Consider the following 16844-nt stretch of genomic DNA (forward strand, 5'->3'; position numbering starts at 1 on the left):
CCGGCGCGCCGGCGACGGCAACAAGCATCCCCCAGATGCCCACGAAAGCTTATCGCCGTTATCTACGCCGAAGTACGCCGTCAGGAAGCGGCGTTCAGAAACCGGGCACGATGTCTTTATCGTCGCCCCTTCCCTCGTTGATGCCGTAGGCGCGGGCAGCCGTCGAAATCCGATCCATGACGCGCTTGTCGGCGACCGGCTCGCTATCATCGTCAACAGACTTGAAGAGCTCGCCCTGGTCAGCTTCTTGAGAAAGCACGACTTGATCTTCCGGCAGAGCTGGATGTCGCTGCTGCTGGACGCCGCCCTCGTCCCCGATCGCCGCGTCGACAATCTCGTCGCCTGCAGCTAGACGGCTGTCAACGCCGCGCACCAGACCAGTCCAATCGTCCGGGCGCGAAGCGGGACAGTCGGCGTAAGAGCCGTCCCGCAGCACCGGGGAAGATAGCACGCGTTCCGTGAAATTCCGATCCTGGTAGTAGCGCAGCTTCTGCGCGCGCAATGGCGGCAGCCCTGAAATCAGCACCAGCTCGTCGGCCTGGGGCAGCTGCATCACCTCGCCAGGAGTCAGCAGCGGTCGGGCCGTTTCCTGACGGCTGACCATGACGTGCGACAGCCAAGGGGCCAGGCGATGGCCGGCATAGTTGCGCATGGATCTCAGTTCCGTTGCCGTGCCAAGCGCGTCCGAGATGCGCTTGGCCGTGCGTTCGTCATTGGAGGAAAAGGCAATGCGCACATGGCAGTTGTCGAGAATGGCGCTGTTCTCGCCGTAGGCCTTGGATATCTGGTTCAAGGATTGCGCGATCAGGTAAGCGCGAATGCCGTAGCCGGCCATGAAGGCGAGCGCGGTCTCGAAGAAATCTAACCGACCGAGCGCCGGGAATTCGTCGAGCATCATGAGGAGCCGATGTTTGCGACCCTTCTTAGGGTCGCCCTCAAGACGCTCCGTCAGGCGTCTGCCGATCTGGTTCAGGATCAGTCGCACCAAGGGCTTGGTGCGCGAGATGTCCGATGGCGGCACCACCAGATAGAGCGACATCGGTCGCTCGCCATCCATAAGATCGACCAGGCGCCAGTCGCAGGCCGATGTTGCCGCCGCAACCGTCGGGTCGCGATAAAGCCCGAGAAACGACATGGCGGTCGATAAAACACCCGAACGTTCGTTTTCCGATTTGTTCAGCACCTCGCGTGCCGCCGAGGCCACGACCGGATGGACCTCAGGCTTGTCGGGCGTGCCCAGGTGGTTGGTGGTCATCATCCGCTGCAGCGTCGCGGAAAAGGAACGTTGCGGGTCCGACAGGAAAGTGGCGACACCGGCAAGCGTCTTTTCCTCTTCGGCATAGAGCACGTGCAAAACGGCACCGACGAGGAGGGAATGACTTGTCTTCTCCCAGTGGTTCCGGCGATCCAGCGCACCTTCCGGATCTACCAGAATGTCGGCGATGTTCTGAACGTCGCGGATCTCTTGCGGACCCTTTCGCACCTCAAGCAGCGGGTTATAACGCGCCGACCTCGGATCTGTCGGATTGAAAAGAAGACAAAAGGAGAATTTCGACCGCCAGCCCGAGGTCAACTGCCAATTCTCGCCTTTGATATCATGAATGACGGCCGAACCCGTCCAGGACAGAAGCGTTGGAACAACCAGTCCGACGCCCTTGCCCGATCGTGTTGGGGCAAAGGCCATGACGTGCTCGGGTCCGTCATGTCGCAGATAGCGATCCTCCAGCTTGCCGAGGAAAACGCCGGCCGGGCGAAACAGGCCTGCCGTCTCGATTTCCTGAATCGTTGCCCACCTTGACGAGCCATAGGTCGTCACCGATCCGAGCTGTCGCGCGCGCCAGAGCGAGCCCGCGATGGCTGCGGCACAGCCCACGAACCCACTGGCGCCGGCGAGCGCACCGGCCTTATCGAAGACCTCGGGCGCATAGGCGTCGAAATGGTACCACCATTCGAACAGGTTCCACGGTTTGTAGATCGGCCAGCCAGCCACGACAAACCACGGCGTGCCGAGTGGCGGCTGATAGCCTAGCATGTGGGCGCACCACTGCGTGGCCGTCCACACTCCGAGCATGACGATCGCGAATACGACGGCGATCTGCCCAATCAGCAACTTCGTGGGCGTCATTGGCTTGCTCCGCTGTTCTAAACATCGGGCAAGCATCGCGCGGCGCGATGTGAACTGAAATGCACACTACGCACGACCAGGTGCGATGGGGAACGGGGATCGCTCAGAGAGCAGCCTTTTACGCGCCCGCCCGCGCGCCAGACTGGGTCAACGGCCATGGCGGCCCTCGGCGATCGCGGCCTATTCTGTGTTTTTGCTTCGTCTGATCAAAACGCGGGCATGCGTTCAGCGCGAGATACGATCCACAGACAGCTGAACGGACCGGCATCTCCTCGACATCCAAGTGGCCGATGACGCGCTTTGCTCCGGCGTATTTCGTCGAAGCAGCGGCCCCTTTCTCATCAGTGAGTGTGGCTAGAACCACAAGCTGGCAGGTGAAGGCCTTGGTGGAGGCGACGCCGATCTCCGGGCCGGCAAGGATCGGGAAGACCGCGTCGGCCTCCCGCGCGATGCTCGATTCCCGGCTGTTGACGACATCGCCGGTCTTCAGCCCACGCGCCTTGCAGTATCTCAGGGATGCGAGCGTGTCGGCGGTTTCACCGGACTGCGAAATGAAAAGAGCCGCCGACCGCGGCGGCAATGGGATCTCCCGGTAGCGGAATTCGGACGCGACGTCGATTTCGACCGGCAGGCGCGCATAGCGCTCGAACCAGTATTTTTTGCGATCAGTCCAGCCAGATAGGCGGTGCCGCAAGCCGAGATCGCCAAGCTCGGGATCCTGGCAAAATCTATGCAAGAAGCCTTATCGACGCGATTTCCTTCGAAGCTGATGTGATGACCGAGCACGGGCGACAACCTCGGGCTGCTCATGAATTTCCTTCTCCATAAATGGCGATACTTGCCCTTATCGGCCAGGTATCCCCGGCAAGGGAAGCTGGCGCGGACGCTCTACGGGATGGCCATCCAAATTGAAGATATCGGCGCCTGTCTTGCTAATAACGGCCCAGTCGCCGTCGACGAGATAGGTGATTGCATTTGTGAAGGGAGCAAGCGCAATGGCGTCGGAGCCTAGGAACATCTCGCCGTCGCCGTGACCGATCGCCAATGGCGGTCCGTTGCGCGCCGCCATGATGGTCGAGGGATCCTCCTCAAAGAAAACAGCAAGCGCATAGGCACCCCTGACGCGCTTCAGCATGGCGTGCATTCCTCACCCCGCCCCATGCCCTCACGGCGATATCGTGCCAAGAGATGAACGACAACCTCGGGGTCGGTATCGATCTGAAACTCGGCGCCCGCCGCCGCCAGTTCGTCCTTCAGCTCGGCGAAATTCTCGATGATGCCGTTGTGAACCACGGCAACACCCTCCGCAATGTGCGGGTGCGCGTTGCGCTCAGTGGGTGGCCCATGGGTCGCCCAACGCGTGTGTGCGACGCCGACGATGCCGCTCAGCGGTTCTTCCTTAAATCTTCTCTCGAGATTGACAAGCTTGCCCTTGGCGCGCCAGCTTCTCTAGTAGAATTCGGCAAAACAGGTAAATCGATTTGCCATCCAGCCAGCGGATAGGCGAGCACGTGTTTGACATCGGCGAGACGGGGCCGTTGATTTCGGCTATCCAGGTCTCCTGACGTTAGCTTCACCCGTCACGGAGAGTGAGAAAGCCGTCAAATTCGCCACCAATTGCCGCGATGCGGCTTTGTTCAGTGCTTTTTCGACCTGCGCGGCCGCGCAGATTGTCCCTGCACGCTGTTCCTCTTGGGGACCGCGTTTCGCGGAGAGGATGGACCGGTGGCCGACTTAGTCGCGGAGTGTTCGGCTGTGCGGAGTTTCGGCCGCTGAAATTCAGCCGTGGCAACGTCGCCGAGTTGCCTACGCTGCCGCCGCAACCGGGCTGTGTCGATCTTAGACAAGGCCGAATGCCACGCTCTGCCGATGGCCCTAAGGATCATTTGCATTGCTAACTTCCTCTGCTGCCCAGCGCATTCCCGTCGTCTGCGTCAGTCGAATTGGGATCGTGCATCAAAGATCGATGCCGATGCGAATCGGGTGGCTATCAGCCCATTTTTGGCTGCCTATGCAAGGAGGCGGACGCATTATGCCATCTTATGCCTCATGGCTCGGATCACCTTGTCGAGCTCTTGCCGGGCCGGTCGAAGGCACACCACCTGCGCATTGCTGCCATGAAAGTCACGAAACGCTGGGTCCACTCCTTTGCCGACCGATGCTCCAAGAGATACCCTCGCGCTGCACCACGCCGGAAACCTCTTTGCCGATATGCCGCTCAAGAACCGGCCGCCAAGGCAGGAGCACGAACTCGCGCGATTTCTCGATGACGGCATATTTGCCGCTGGCGAGCTCAACTGAGCGGCGGAACGTGCCCTCTACGCGGTCTCCGAGTCGCGTTTCAGCATAGGATAGACCAAGCTCTTCCGAGAGCTGACCGGCAACACGGTTCAGCTCTCGCTGGCGGAGGATCGAAATCATGTTGGCGCGATAGACGATCCGATCCTGCTCCTCTTGGGCAAGGCCCTGCGCGATCAGCCACTGCTGCCGGCGGCTCCGCGCCTCCTTCACCTCACGGCCGAAGCCCGAGTTGCGTAACCTCTCTGACGCCTCGGAGACAAGCTGGCTGTCGACCCAGGTCGCGCCGTCAAAGCCAACCTGCCGCTCCAGCGGCATCGAAGAGAGCTTGTCGACCGTGACAGGTTGGGTCCTCGCTTGCTGGCGCTCGTAGGCGGCGACACGATCGAGATGATCCGGCGCGATGATCCAGGTGCCGTCTGGCTGGCGCGCCACGCCGCCGGTACCGCGCCGGATCGCCTCCAGCCGGCGGACATGTGTTTCGGCGAAGCGGTCGGTGGCGGCCGGATCGTGCTTCAGATGAATGTCGATGTTGTAGCGGCCGTCATGTGCAGCCGCGATTTCGGCCACAGTGCGGTCAGCCGGCCTGGGCTCTGTGTTCCTCGGCGCGACACGCACGATGCAGCCGTCGGGCGTCGGCTCTGTCGCCTCGCCTTTGCCGATGTCGATGTATCGGGTTTTGCCGTCCACACCGTCGACGATGAGGTAATGCCGGTCGCTGAGCTCGTCGGCCAACCCGCGTGCGACAACGCGGCCGACGACAGGGTCGGCCGGCTCGCCGGATCGATCGTGGATCACGCAGTCGGCGGCACTGCGGGAGATTCCCCTGCCCGTCAGTTCGCGATGCAAGGTCTTGATGATGTCGCCGCGTTCCCCGATGCGGCGCAGTATCGCTTCAAGCCCGTCATCCAGGCGCCAGCGGCCTAGGCCGACCTCTTCGGCCAGATGCATCCGCTCGAGCTTGCGCAGGCGCCCCTGGTGCAAGGTCTGCCGAAACGCGTCGCGGCTATCCGGTGAAACGAGCCCGCTGTCATCACGCAACTGCAGCAGGCGGCGGTCGATGCTGGTGAAGCGCTCCTGCTCCATTTCCTGGCGCAGGCGGTGCTCGATCTCGTGGTCTGTGCGCGGACCGAGATCGAGGCTGACCAGCTCGGCGGCGCGCTCGCGGATGCCGCTCGAGATGTATTCGCGCGCTATGACGAGATTCTCGCCACGATCGTCCTTGCCACGCACGATGATGTGGGTGTGCGGATGGCCGGTGTTGAAATGATCCACGGCAACCCAGTCGAGCTTCGTGCCGAGATCCTCCTCCATCTGCGCCATGAGGCGCCGCGTCAGCGGCTTGAGGTCGTCAAATTCGATGCCGTCTTCGGGTGCGACGATGAAGCGGAATTGATGGCGATCGCCATCGGCACGATCGAGGAAGTCGTTGCCGGCGACGCGGTCGCTGTCGGCGCCGTAGAGTTCGCCAGGCGCGCCGTCCCGGGTGACGCCGTCGCGCTGGATGTAGCGCAGATGCGCACGCGCCCCGTCCGCGCTCTTGCCGGCCAGCTTGACGACACGCGCCTTGACGACGACCCGGCGCTGGCGGAAGGCTGCATGGCGATCGCGTGATTTCAGCAGCGCGGCCGTCGCCCCGCCCCGGCCTATCCGGCTGCCCGCGAAGCGGCCACCACGCTGGGGCCGGCCACCAGCTCGGTTGATCGCCGCCCTGATCTGGCCGGCAAAGCGTTTGCCGGCCTTCGAACCACGGGAGCCTATTTTCCCGAGCTTCGGTCTGAACTCGTCATCCTGCATGCTTGGCCTCCGCCTGTAACAAGGTCGAATCAGCCATTTGCGCTCCAAAGCTCTCCTGACGCTGGAGGCTGCCTCCTGCAAAAATGATGTGCAGACAAACACTTCGCCGCTTCTTGGAGGCGGTGCCTTTATCTTGCCTTACGCGCCCTACCCCTTCGGACGCGCCCCCGCCCGCCCGATCCCTAGCCATCCGGCTTCTTCGGCCGCGTGCCATTCTTGCCAAGCGGTGCGAACAGATCGGCGCTTCCGGCGCCTGCGCGAACACCATTTTTGAGGAAGAACAGCGAGCGCCCCGAGGGCGCGTTCTGTCTGATTGGAGCGACAGATTTGCCCCTGAATTCCTTCATGTCGATGGAGGAAACACCCGCCGCCCTGAGCTGGTGGAGGTAGTCGATGGTTTCTTTCGGCAGCGGCTTGCCGCGCCTCAAATGCGCCTCATAGCGCTCTGGGCCGGCATTGTAGGCGGCAAACAGGCCAGGAAATCCGAAGCGGTCATACATGGCTTTGAGATAGGCGGTGCCGGCCAGAATGTTGTCGCGCGGGTCGTGCGGATTTGGGCCGAGACCATACGCGATGCGCATCTCCTGATAGGTACCGGGCATCACCTGCATGAGGCCCATGGCGCCGGCGCGCGAGGTGATCAGGCGGTCCTCGAGCATGGTCCTGCCGCTGCTTTCGGCATCAATGACGGCATAGATCCACGGTCGGGGAATATGGAATCGTGTGCTTGCTTCCGTTATGAAGGGGTGCCATTTTTGCAGCCGCGGGTTTAGGGAGATGGCGGCCGGCTCAGCACCGGTCGAGACGGAGCAGGCGCATGGCGCGACAGCGATCATGCCGAACAGCAGAAGGGTCACTCGGTCCATAGCGGCACGAGCCTCCCCACAACATTTGCGGCCGGCACCGGCCCGAAATAGCGGCTGTCGAAAGAGCGATTGCTCTCGCTGCCGAGCAGGAACACCTCGTTGCGGTCAAGCGCTCGGCAGCCGTTCCACCATGGCAAAGGCCGGCCCAGGGTGTCGGTGTTGAGCCGGCGCGCGACGATCTCCCCGCCGATGATGATGGCGTCATTAAAGGCGCAGACGTGCTCGGTCGGCAGCGCGGCAAACCGCTTCACCAGCGGAATGTTGCGCGGCAGATAGCCGCGTTCGGCGGCGAGATACGCCACGTAGTCAGGCGTGCGGACGAGCACGAGCTCGCCACGCGAAGGCGCGCCCGCAGCGACGCGATAAAGACCGATGGGAGCACTCGCCGAGGCATTCCACACCAACCGTGGCGCTGGTTTGAGGTGGCCGGCAAAACCGATCAGAGCAATGCCGATCGCGGCAACGGCGATGGTTTTGCGTGCCCGAAGGCGCCGCAGTCCGGAGCCGATCAGACGGATGGGAGGGCGCGTCCTCATCAGCGGCCTCCCGCATCGGCCGGCGGGGAACCGGCCTCAGAGGTCCTGTCCTGGGGACGGCCTTTGGACCACGCGTCGAGCTCGTCGATGTGATAGCGAACATAGCGGCCGTGCTTGCGGAATTTCGGGCCGCCGCCCTTGAGCCGCATCTTTTCCAGCGTCCGCTGAGAGAGCCCGATGTAGAAGGCAGCTTGCGCGGTGTTAAGAAACGGGCTGCCCTTCTTGGCGCGGGCCGCGCGTTCGTTTTCGTCGTCCATGATGGTCCTCGTTTCGCCGATGGAAGCCTCCTGGAGAGGATCGGCGAAGCAGGTCGCCTTGGGGACGGGCGAAGAGTCGGGGGCGAGTTTTCGCCGCTCTTGTGAGATGACCCCGCGCCTGTCACGGCGCGGGGTTCGAGGTCCGCTCGTCAGTCAGCCGGGTTCCAGATGATGGCGTAGGTGTCATCGTCATCCTGGCCGGCGGCGCGGCCGAGATTGGCGTAGAGCTTGCGGGGTCCGAACTCGGGGGCGGCGATCGACAGGCTCACATAATCCTTGCCGGATGCCTCGCCGATGCGGATCCAGCCGGCGCCCACTTCGACGCCCTGCGTCAGCAACCGGAAGTCGGGGTGATTGTCGGCGCTCTTGGCCTGGTTGGGTACGATGTCGATGTCGGCGCGGACGCTGAGCGTCTTGAGCTGGCCCTTGAAGCCGCCGTTGTCCTGCTTGGTGACGTATCCGATCGCGGTCATTTCTGTGTCTCCTTTTGCTGTCGCCGGGGACCATTCCCCTGCGATGGCGGACCGTGATGGGCGCGTCCGGCCCGCTCGAACCCGACAGGGCCGCAGCGGCAGCGGAGGACCCGAGCGCGCAGGTTTTTTGGAGCGAAGCGGGCGCGAGGAGCCGCCGCAGGCGGCGGGGAAAAAAGCTGCTGGCCGAGGGTTTCGGGCGGGCCGGAACGCCCATAGGTCGACAAGCCAGCCGCAGGGAATGGTGCTCGCACAGGAATGGAGACAGGGTACGCGAGCGCCAGCACGGCCCCAAGCTCCAAATGCAGGCGGCTTCCCGCGCGCAATCCGCATGATCCCGGGTTTGGCATCGTACCCTGTGAGCATGGCGCCAGACCTGGCAAACCCGGCCCGCCCGCGGGGCTGTTGCAACATGAAGAATGTAATATCGGAGTCCGCGCGATCATTGCCGGAAGGCACGGAAATGTGCCTCGCCGACCGCCGAAAAGCCCGACCGCCTGTTCAGCGCACGGGTATAGCCCGACACGGGCGGCGCTGAGCGGCGACAATCGTGTCTGCAAATTGCCATCCGTGTCACGCCATTCTCGGCCGGCGCAGGTCGTCGAGGTGCGGTTTTCGCCAATCAGGTGAGCTGGCACGTTCGTTGCGGTTGAGGGTCGTCATCGCTCAGCGAGACGGACGGAATAAAGATCGACAAGCGCGATGCTTTCGCGTTTGCCAGCTCGCGCTCGTGTCCAAGGCACAAGGGCGCCACTACAAGGGTGAGACGGTTTGTTGGAGTGGCCACTGTGCGGCTCCGAAACGGAGTCTCAAAAACAAAGCGGCGCCTGAAGCGGGTAAAAACGCCGTCGACTGGAGCTGCCGCCATCCCGAGAGGGGCTGCGATGCCCGTGCCGCAGATCCATGCCCAGACTCTTCTCCAGCCGGTTGGGAATGGCACACCGTCAGGAGGAGGAGAATGCCAACTGAAGCTGCCAGACAGAGAGGAAGCCGTTCAAATGACATCCCATGATCTTTGCACCAGAACCTCGGTGCACCGCCGCTCCCTGCCCAGTATTGGCAAGCATCTCCTAACGACCGCATTGACGGCGGCACTGATGGCGGCAACGTCGCTGGCGACCGAGGCGCGAGCTGACATTGCGGTCGACGCCACTGATCCGATCTTCGCAAACGGCATCATCGCGGCCGAACAAAACGTCCAGGCAGATTTGGTTGTCAGGGCCTTGGGCATTTGCAGCTATTCGAAGGAAAAATGCACCGCATTACCCCTCATCCTGATTCAACGGCGGACGTCAAAGGGATTGGAAGAGGTCAACAACACATCGATGACGGATCCTTTCGCCACCGCCCGATCACGTGAGAAAAGGATCACTGCCGATGGCTGCGAATGATTAGCTGGTCTTCGCCACGACGCCCACCAAAGCAATGCCCGAGTGGCGGCACTGGAAGTGCCGCCACTCGGTCATAGTGCTATTGGCCGGCGAAAAGCGTCCGCACCTTGGCCCATTGATCGGCCGTTCGGAAGCCATCACGCGCCGTGTAGCTTTCGACGGGGAATTTCATCCAGCGCGGCAGCCAGCTTTCCACCTTCTCGCGGCCGTTCTCGCCGGCAAGGAAGTCGCGGATGATCTTCTTTTGCGTCTTCACCTTCTCGGCGACATTGCCGTCCGCGACATGCTTGCCGCCGAGCTCGGCGAGCATGGAATTGGCAATTTCCTTGTCGCGCAATAGGTCGAAGAAGGCGTCGTCCGGTTGCCAGCAAGCGGCGAGGTCGACATGCAGATGATGCCCAAGCGCCTCGACGACGGCGTTGCCGGCTTCGAGCGTCTCGGCCATGACGATGGTGAGGACGCGCATGACATCGTCGTCGGATAGCGTCAGCAGACGGGCAAAGACATGTGCCGTGTCATAGCCGTCACCATGGCGGCCGACCACCGTGGCCTCCTCGTCCGGTTGCCCGAGCAGCGCGAGAGCCGCGCGCCGCTTTTCGGCGAATGCGGCCTCGGCCTTGCAGGCTGCAAGGCTGGCGGCGATCGTCTCGTTGGCGGTGCGCTGCGGCTCGCAGCGCACCTGCCATAACCCCGAGCCGGCAATCGCGTGCGCCACCATCAGGCGAAGTGCTGCTGCCGGATGGTCGAGCAGGCGCAAGCGCACGGCGGCATGACGGTGCAGATCGACATAGTTCTGCATCGGGCCGCTGAGTTCGGGGCGGGATGACTTGGCGGGCGCTTCGTCCTGCTCGCTACCCTGGCTTTGATCGCGGGCGCGACGGGCTTCCTTGCGCGACAGCCAGCCTTCGTGACACTCGACCTCGCCGCGATGCGACACGGTGATGACGACCTTGCCGCCCTTCTTGCTGGGCGTCTTCTCATGGTCCCATGAACGGAAATGCTGGCCGGGTTCGAGTACGGTCACGCCGCTCCAGCCGGCCTCGATATAGGCGTCGCGCCTGGCGGAAATCGCCTCGTTCTGCTTCAGCCAGAACAGGTCGGCATCGGCGAAATAGCTCTCCTCGCCGAACAGATCGGAGACGATCAGGCCGGGATAGTCCTCGATGGCGAACAGCGCCACCTTGGTGGAGATCGACTGGCCGCCGAACAGCCATTGCTTCAGCTGGTAGCCGCGCGGCGCGTATTGCTCGGGATCGGCATAAAGCGCCAGCCAGTCCTTCTGCTGCGTTTTCGAAGCCATGGTGAGATAGCGCGCCGTCTCGGCGTCGATCTCCTCGCGGCGATAGGCTTCGCGGATCTTGGGCAACAAGTCACCAAGCGCCAGCGAGCGCTTCACCATCAGTTCGGTGATGCCGAAGGTGGCGGCGATGTCGGCAATCGAGCGACCTTCCCTGATCAGCCGCGAGAACGTCTCCCATTGCGAGACTTCGTCGGGATCGAGGCGAGCGATGTTTTCGATCAGCGAGGCTTCGAGCGCATCGGCGTCGTCGCCGTCTTCCATGATGGCGCAGGGCAAGGGCTCGGCCTCGCCGCGTTCGTCGGCGACGGTCTTCGCGGCGAAATAGCGTCGCCGTCCGGCGACGATCTCGAACGTTTCCGGCGAGCCGTTGGGCCGCACCAGTAGCGGCACAAGGACGCCGCGCGCGCGCACCGACGGCAGGATGTCCGACAGGTCCGGCGCGCGTTTTGCGTGCCGCATGTTGGCGGGGGAAATGTTGAGCCTATCAAGCGGGATGTGGGCAAGCTGCATGGTTGGTCTCCTTCGGTTTGGTTGAGGTTCTCCCGTCGCAAAGGCCACAAGGCCGGCGCGGCGGGACGGTTTTCGCGCCTAGCGGCGCGTCTGTTCCGCCGTATCCGGCGGAAGCTCGGAATCAGATTTGGCAAGTGCTTCTGCCGCCTCGCGCAGCAGCCGCTCATCCTCGGTGATGTGGCAGGACAGCCGAGCGGCTTCGGCATAGACGGAGAGCGGAAACTCGGCCTTGAAATAGCGGTCGCGCTCGATGCCGAGGCCAAGCCGCCCCTTGACACTTTCAAGCTCGGCAAGGCTGACGCTTCCCAGTTCAGGGAATCCGAGGCCGAGGTCGCACAGGCCGAACAGCGTGTCGCCGTCGGCGTCGAGCTCGCTCAAGAGCCAGGTCGCGGGTCCGGTCGGATCGAACAGTTTGACGACCGGGTGATGGTCGGTTTCTGTTTCGGCCGCGCCGTTGGCGAGCAGCCGGGCGCGAAGGTCGTCGGTGATGAGGATCATGGCAAAACTCCTTGTCAGAACAGGTCGAACTGGTTGCGGGCGTTCGGCGGGGGAAAGATTCACTGGATCTTTCTCTGATCCGCCTCACCATCAAACAGGCCGATATCGAGTGGCTTTTGCGCCTTGCGCCGCAAAGGCGCGTCCGTGAGAGGGCAAAGCCGGTCGCGCGTGGTGACAGGCCGGAGACCGGGAATGAGCGTCTGCTCGCCTTCCGGCGTCGCCTCGGTCGGCAGCGCGTGGGGATCGCGCGCGTTCACGCCGCGATCTCCTCACGGTTCGAGATTTCAGCATCCGCGTTAGGGCCGAGCAGGAAATCGGCGGCTTTGGAGGCAAGGCTTGCGGCGCGGAAAATGGCGCGGTTGTCCTCGCGCAGCACGGTCAGCCATGAGCCGATGTAATCGGCATGGCGCACGGTCGGCTCGATGGCGAGAGAGCTGCAGACGAAGGCGGCGCAGATTTCTGCGACCAGTTCCTCGCGCGCATATGTCTTGGTGCCGAAACAGCCGGAGAGGTCGCGCGCAAGCCGCGCCGGGTGGCCGGTCCAGTGGCCAAGCTCGTGAAAGCAGGTGCGGTAGTAGTCGATCTGCTGAAAGAAGGCCGGCTGCGGCGGCACCTGAATGAAGTCGCTGCCCGGCATATAGAAAGCGCGATCGCCGCCGATGCGGACATCCGCGCCGCTTGCACGAATAAGGCTTTCGGCCTGCGGGACGATCTGACGCTGCGGCAGCGGCTCGGCGGCGGCATGGAGATGGTCCGGCAGGTTGTCGCATTGCGCGACATTGAAGACGGTGAAGCGCTTCAAAAAGGGCACGGCCTGCGGTTCGTCGCCATCGGCCTTGGCGCGTTCCTTTTCGTCCTTCGGAACAAAGCGGTCGGCGTGAACGATGGTCGTGCCGCGCTCGCCCTTCCTGACATTGCCGCCAAGGGCCAGCGCCTGCCGGAAGGTCAGCCAGTTCTGGCTGGCATAGCTGCGCTCGATGACCGCGCCCCAAAGGATAAGGATGTTGATGCCGGAATAGCGGCGTGCGGTGGCCGCATTCCTGGGCAGGCCGAGGCCGGCCTTTGCCCTGCCCCAGGGCTTGACCCATGGAACGGTGCCGCGCTCCAGCTCGGCGATGATGCGGTCGGTGATTTCCTGATAGAGGCTGGCGCCCGTGCGCTCGCCTTTGCCTGCGCCAGCCTGCCCGATGGCGGAACGCTTGTTGCTTGCACGCATCGTTTGGTCCTCCGCTCTTCAATTCCGCGCCGTCCCCCGGAAGCAGGGTGGGCGGCGAAAACGACCGGAAAGGCCCGCCGCCGAAGGCAGACCGCATCCGAAGGACCGGAACGAAGAGGAGGACCCTGAGCGGCAGCGAAGGGTTGCGGGATGCCGCGGCGGGCCTAGAAGGGAGAGCCGCCCACCGCGCGCCACCGGGGGATGGCCAACAGACAGACCACGCCGGGCAATCGGCCGGCGACCATCAGCAGCCGCCAGGCTGCCCGAGCCAGGGGGCGAAGCCGAATGGCCGAGACCGCCTGAGGCTTGCCGAAGAAAAGCGGGCTCGGTTCACGAGCACCCGGCGCGCGCCCCTTCAGGCGCGCGGGCACCCCATAATAGCAGCTGGCTGGTTTTCTTGACTGAGGTTGAGCACTAATCCCCGTTGCACGGCGGTCTTATGAGCTCGCACGGATTGACACTGAATGTTGCGTAATGGCCAAGATCGTCAGGCAAACCAAGCCCACCGGTCCGATCTGACGGAAGAGGAGCGGGAACAGATCGCGCCAATATGCCCAAGCCGGGCACTTTCGAGCCGTCCGCGCGAGGTTGATCTCCGCGAGGTGATCAACGTGGTGCGCTACCTTGTTCCATCAGGTTGCGCTGGCGGATGCTGCCGATCCATTCGGCGCCTGAGAGACGGTGTAGGGCTGGTTCTGCAAGTTGGCGGCGTCTGCTGTTCCAGCTGGTGCTGGGCCACGAGCGGGCCATGCAAGGGCCGGTGCACGGCATCATCGAAAACAGTCGGTCACCTCTCCGCAGGAGAAACAAGAGGATGCACGCCGTCAAAATTTGTTCCGCCTTAGTCCCACATGCGATCGATTCAGTTGGACGGCCGCTGGTCGTCAACATCACCTGCGCAAGCGCTCGTCCCGCCGTCCGTAACCTCTTGCCGACCGGGAATGGATGGCCGGGTGCCAGCTCGCCATCTTTGCTTTCAACGGGAACGGTCGCCAGCACCGTTTGCGGATCATGCCCGTCCCGGCATCAAGAGAGCGATCCGCCTCACAATTACCTTGGATTTATCTCGCCTGCGCTAGCCTGACGAAATGCGCTTAAAAGGGGCGCCCGGGAACAGGGCACCCCTTCTCGCCGACGAAATGCCCGGATGGAGGTCCGTAATCAAGCAATGCGCCGGCAACCGACTTGAAGGCTCGCACTCATCCGCTTCGAACGCGGGGTACGAACCGTTCAATTCTTAGAATGAGCGCTGGAACCGAACAACACCGCCAACGCTGTTTTTCTTGTCAGCAGCGGTCCAGTCCAAGGCCGCAGCAGGAGAAGCAGCACCGAACTGGTCGAAGCGGCCTGCATGCAGGTAATCGACTTCGGTCGTGATCGTGAAGCCGGGAACGATAGCGTAAGCGATATTCGCCGCAACACCGAGGTTCTTCCACTCATCGTAGGAAACCTGGGCATTCAATGAGGTCTTCTCGTTGAACTTGTAGGTGCCGCCGCCCCAGACCGCCCAGCTGCCGCCCCACTGTTTGTAAATGCCGCGACCGCGGCCCGGGATCGCGAAGGTCGGATCCGACAGGTTGTCATCCGTGCCATAGCCGCCCATCACGAATAGCGAAACGGCCTCGCTTACATCGACGTCCAGGCGGACCTTGCCTGCGAGTTCTTCATAGTTGCTGTCGTAAGCGATGACGCCGCTGATGGCGCCCCAGCCCTGCGTGTACTTCACGCCGCCGACGACGTGCGGCACATAGCTGTCGATGGTGCCCTTCGCGCCTGAGCCTTCTTCGAGCGAGACCACGGCCGAGAACCCATTGCCGGCGTCGAAGTAGTACTGGACGACGTTGGTGTCGAAGTCGCCGTAGGGAACCAGCGTATCCTGGATGACGTTGCCGGCGTAGCCAATGAACGTATCGAAGGCCGATTCGTCCTTACCGACGCGCAGACCGCCAAGCTGGATCCATGCGAAGTTGAGCGAGACGTCCTTGTTGTGCGCGTCGTTTGAGCCAACAAGAGGATTAACGGTGCTGTTGCCGAAGTTGAAGCGGGTCTCGGTGTAGGTCTTCAACGTGCCGAGCTCCGTTTCCTGACCGGTCCAGGTTTTCAGCGCGAAGCGGGCATCCTTGTACCAGGTTCCCTGGTTTTTGCCGTCCTGCACATCGTTGCTGCGAGCACCGTCGAACGAGCCGACATCGCCAGCGCCGATGTCATAGCGGACGTAGCCGCCGATGCGAAGGCAGGTTTCGGTGCCGGGAATATAGAAGTAGCCCGAGCCGTAAAGGTCGCAGATCTTGACGTGTTCAGCGGTTTCCGGCTCGCCGACGGCGACATCGGCGGCGCGCGCACCGGAAACTGCGATCAGGGCCGCAGCGGAGCCGAGAAGAAGGCTCTTGATGTTCATAGTTGATCTCCTTGAATGATTTGAAAAGAGCGAGGTCGCCGACGGACGAATCGCTCCCTATCGTCACGGTCGAAAAGGATGCGAGTCGCGAAGCATCCTTTCCGGTTCGGAAACTATTCACCGGACGAGATAGCGCAAGGCAGAATTACGTTGATCATCTGCATATAGAATCAAAGTTGTATTTTTATCACTATTTTCGATATTACTTGCACAATTGTACAACTATACATTTGCACAAACGGGACAATTGTACATTGGCCATTTGGAGCCCCTATAGAACACACCCTGTGATCGATGAATCGATTGCGAAGTGACGGCCGCGTTTTGTGCTGATTCAACGTCCACTTCGATGGAGGTTGACGATGGGATAAGGATTGAGCGTGGATCTTCGTCGCGGCTGAAGCCTACCTCGTCTGGCCGACCGAGGAGCGCAAGGACGTCACGCTGAACGAGATGGTGGAGCGGCTCGCCGCCGAGTAGTCGGTGCGCATCAGCCGCAGCGCGTTGAGCGCCTGCCTTCGCCGCCACGGCTGGACGTTCAAAAAAAGTCCGCGCACGCGCTGGAGCAGGATCTCTCCAACATCCTGAAGCGGCGCCGGGACTGGTTCGACGGCCAGCTCGACCTCGATCCGGCCAAGCTCGCGTTCATCGATGAGACGGCCTCTCCACAAAGATGGCCCGCCGGCGTGGAAGAGCGCCGCGCGGCGAGTGCTGCCGGGCCGGCGTGCCGCATGGCCACTGGAAGACCACCACCTTCACCGGAGCTGCGGCTGACGGGCATGACTGCGCCCTTCGTCTACGACAGCGCCAGGAACGGCAACGTGTTCCGGGCCTATGTCGAGCAGGTGTTGGTCCCGACATTGTCGGAGGGCGACGTAGTGGTCATGAACAACCTGCCCGCCACAAGACCGCCGGCATGCGCGACGCTCTCGAGGCCGCAGGCGCGAGCCTGCTTTACCTGCGCCTTACAGTCCCGACTCACCCGATTGAGAACGCCTTCGCCAAACTCAAGGCGCTGCTGCGAGCAAAGGCCGAGAACCATCAGGCTCTCTGTGGGACGCGGCCGACGCGGTCGTCGACCGCTGCACGCCAGCCGAATGTGCAACTACTTCAAAGCCGCAGTTTATCACCGGATTTAACAGGACGCTCTAAGTGTTTGAGGCACGCAAAGAGCCACGCACG

At 62.6% G+C, this 16844-nt stretch carries 12 protein-coding genes and 2 pseudogenes; 2 read left to right on the forward strand and 12 right to left on the reverse strand.

The genetic code is table 11. The features are described from left to right. Positions 1–94: 94 nt before the first annotated feature. The 7 genes and pseudogenes from AC0NIL_RS27895 to AC0NIL_RS27925 form a co-directional block, all read right to left on the reverse strand. A complete protein-coding gene (locus AC0NIL_RS27895; RefSeq protein WP_473574226.1) occupies positions 95–2125 on the reverse strand; it encodes a conjugal transfer protein TraG in 2031 nt (676 codons plus the stop codon). A 247-nt stretch (positions 2126–2372) separates the two neighbouring features. Continuing rightward, a pseudogene (gene glmS, locus AC0NIL_RS27900) lies at positions 2373–3565 on the reverse strand (glutamine--fructose-6-phosphate transaminase (isomerizing)); the annotation flags it as partial. Between the two features lie 684 nt (positions 3566–4249). Next, a complete protein-coding gene (gene rlxS / locus AC0NIL_RS27905) occupies positions 4250–6220 on the reverse strand; it encodes a relaxase/mobilization nuclease RlxS (protein ID WP_473574210.1) in 1971 nt (656 codons plus the stop codon). Positions 6221–6402: 182 nt separating this feature from the next. Continuing rightward, the gene (locus tag AC0NIL_RS27910; protein WP_473574209.1) at positions 6403–7086 is read right to left on the reverse strand and encodes a lytic transglycosylase domain-containing protein; all 684 of its coding nucleotides are present in this window, start codon (positions 7084–7086) and stop codon (positions 6403–6405) included. Continuing rightward, positions 7074–7622 (reverse strand): S26 family signal peptidase, encoded by a 549-nt coding sequence (locus AC0NIL_RS27915; protein ID WP_473574208.1) that lies wholly within the window; start codon positions 7620–7622, stop codon positions 7074–7076. The genes AC0NIL_RS27910 and AC0NIL_RS27915 overlap by 13 nt, the downstream gene beginning before the upstream one ends. Next, complete coding sequence (locus AC0NIL_RS27920; RefSeq protein WP_473574207.1) at positions 7622–7879, reverse strand: helix-turn-helix transcriptional regulator; 258 nt, start codon at positions 7877–7879, stop codon at positions 7622–7624. Before AC0NIL_RS27920 ends, AC0NIL_RS27915 begins: the two co-directional genes overlap by 1 nt. A 149-nt stretch (positions 7880–8028) precedes the next feature. Beyond that, the gene (locus tag AC0NIL_RS27925; RefSeq protein ID WP_473574206.1) at positions 8029–8352 is read right to left on the reverse strand and encodes a DUF736 domain-containing protein; all 324 of its coding nucleotides are present in this window, start codon (positions 8350–8352) and stop codon (positions 8029–8031) included. Positions 8353–9347: 995 nt separating this feature from the next. On the opposite strand from AC0NIL_RS27925, the gene AC0NIL_RS27930 reads away from it, so the two are divergent. Then, positions 9348–9740, forward strand: a complete 393-nt coding sequence (locus AC0NIL_RS27930) for a hypothetical protein (RefSeq protein ID WP_473468833.1) — start codon at positions 9348–9350, stop codon at positions 9738–9740. Between the two features lie 79 nt (positions 9741–9819). Here the strand turns inward: AC0NIL_RS27930 and AC0NIL_RS27935 are convergent, their stop codons facing one another. From AC0NIL_RS27935 to AC0NIL_RS27955, 5 genes are all read right to left on the reverse strand, one after another. Continuing rightward, positions 9820–11550, reverse strand: a complete 1731-nt coding sequence (locus AC0NIL_RS27935) for a ParB/RepB/Spo0J family partition protein (RefSeq protein WP_473574205.1) — start codon at positions 11548–11550, stop codon at positions 9820–9822. A gap of 78 nt (positions 11551–11628) precedes the next feature. Continuing rightward, a complete protein-coding gene (locus tag AC0NIL_RS27940; protein ID WP_473574204.1) occupies positions 11629–12048 on the reverse strand; it encodes a DUF2958 domain-containing protein in 420 nt (139 codons plus the stop codon). A gap of 59 nt (positions 12049–12107) precedes the next feature. Next, on the reverse strand, positions 12108–12305 hold the full coding sequence (locus AC0NIL_RS27945) for a hypothetical protein (protein ID WP_473468825.1): 198 nt from the start codon (positions 12303–12305) through the stop codon (positions 12108–12110). Then, entirely contained in the window at positions 12302–13264 is a 963-nt protein-coding gene (locus AC0NIL_RS27950) for an ArdC family protein (protein ID WP_473574203.1), read from the reverse strand. The genes AC0NIL_RS27945 and AC0NIL_RS27950 overlap by 4 nt, the downstream gene beginning before the upstream one ends. A 1237-nt stretch (positions 13265–14501) precedes the next feature. Continuing rightward, a complete protein-coding gene (locus AC0NIL_RS27955; RefSeq protein WP_473574306.1) occupies positions 14502–15662 on the reverse strand; it encodes a porin in 1161 nt (386 codons plus the stop codon). Positions 15663–16079: 417 nt separating this feature from the next. Here AC0NIL_RS27955 and AC0NIL_RS27960 point away from each other — a divergent pair. Beyond that, a pseudogene (locus tag AC0NIL_RS27960) lies at positions 16080–16801 on the forward strand (IS630 family transposase); the annotation flags it as partial. Positions 16802–16844: the final 43 nt, after the last annotated feature.

The sequence above is a fragment of the Mesorhizobium sp. WSM1343 genome (assembly GCF_055901535.1).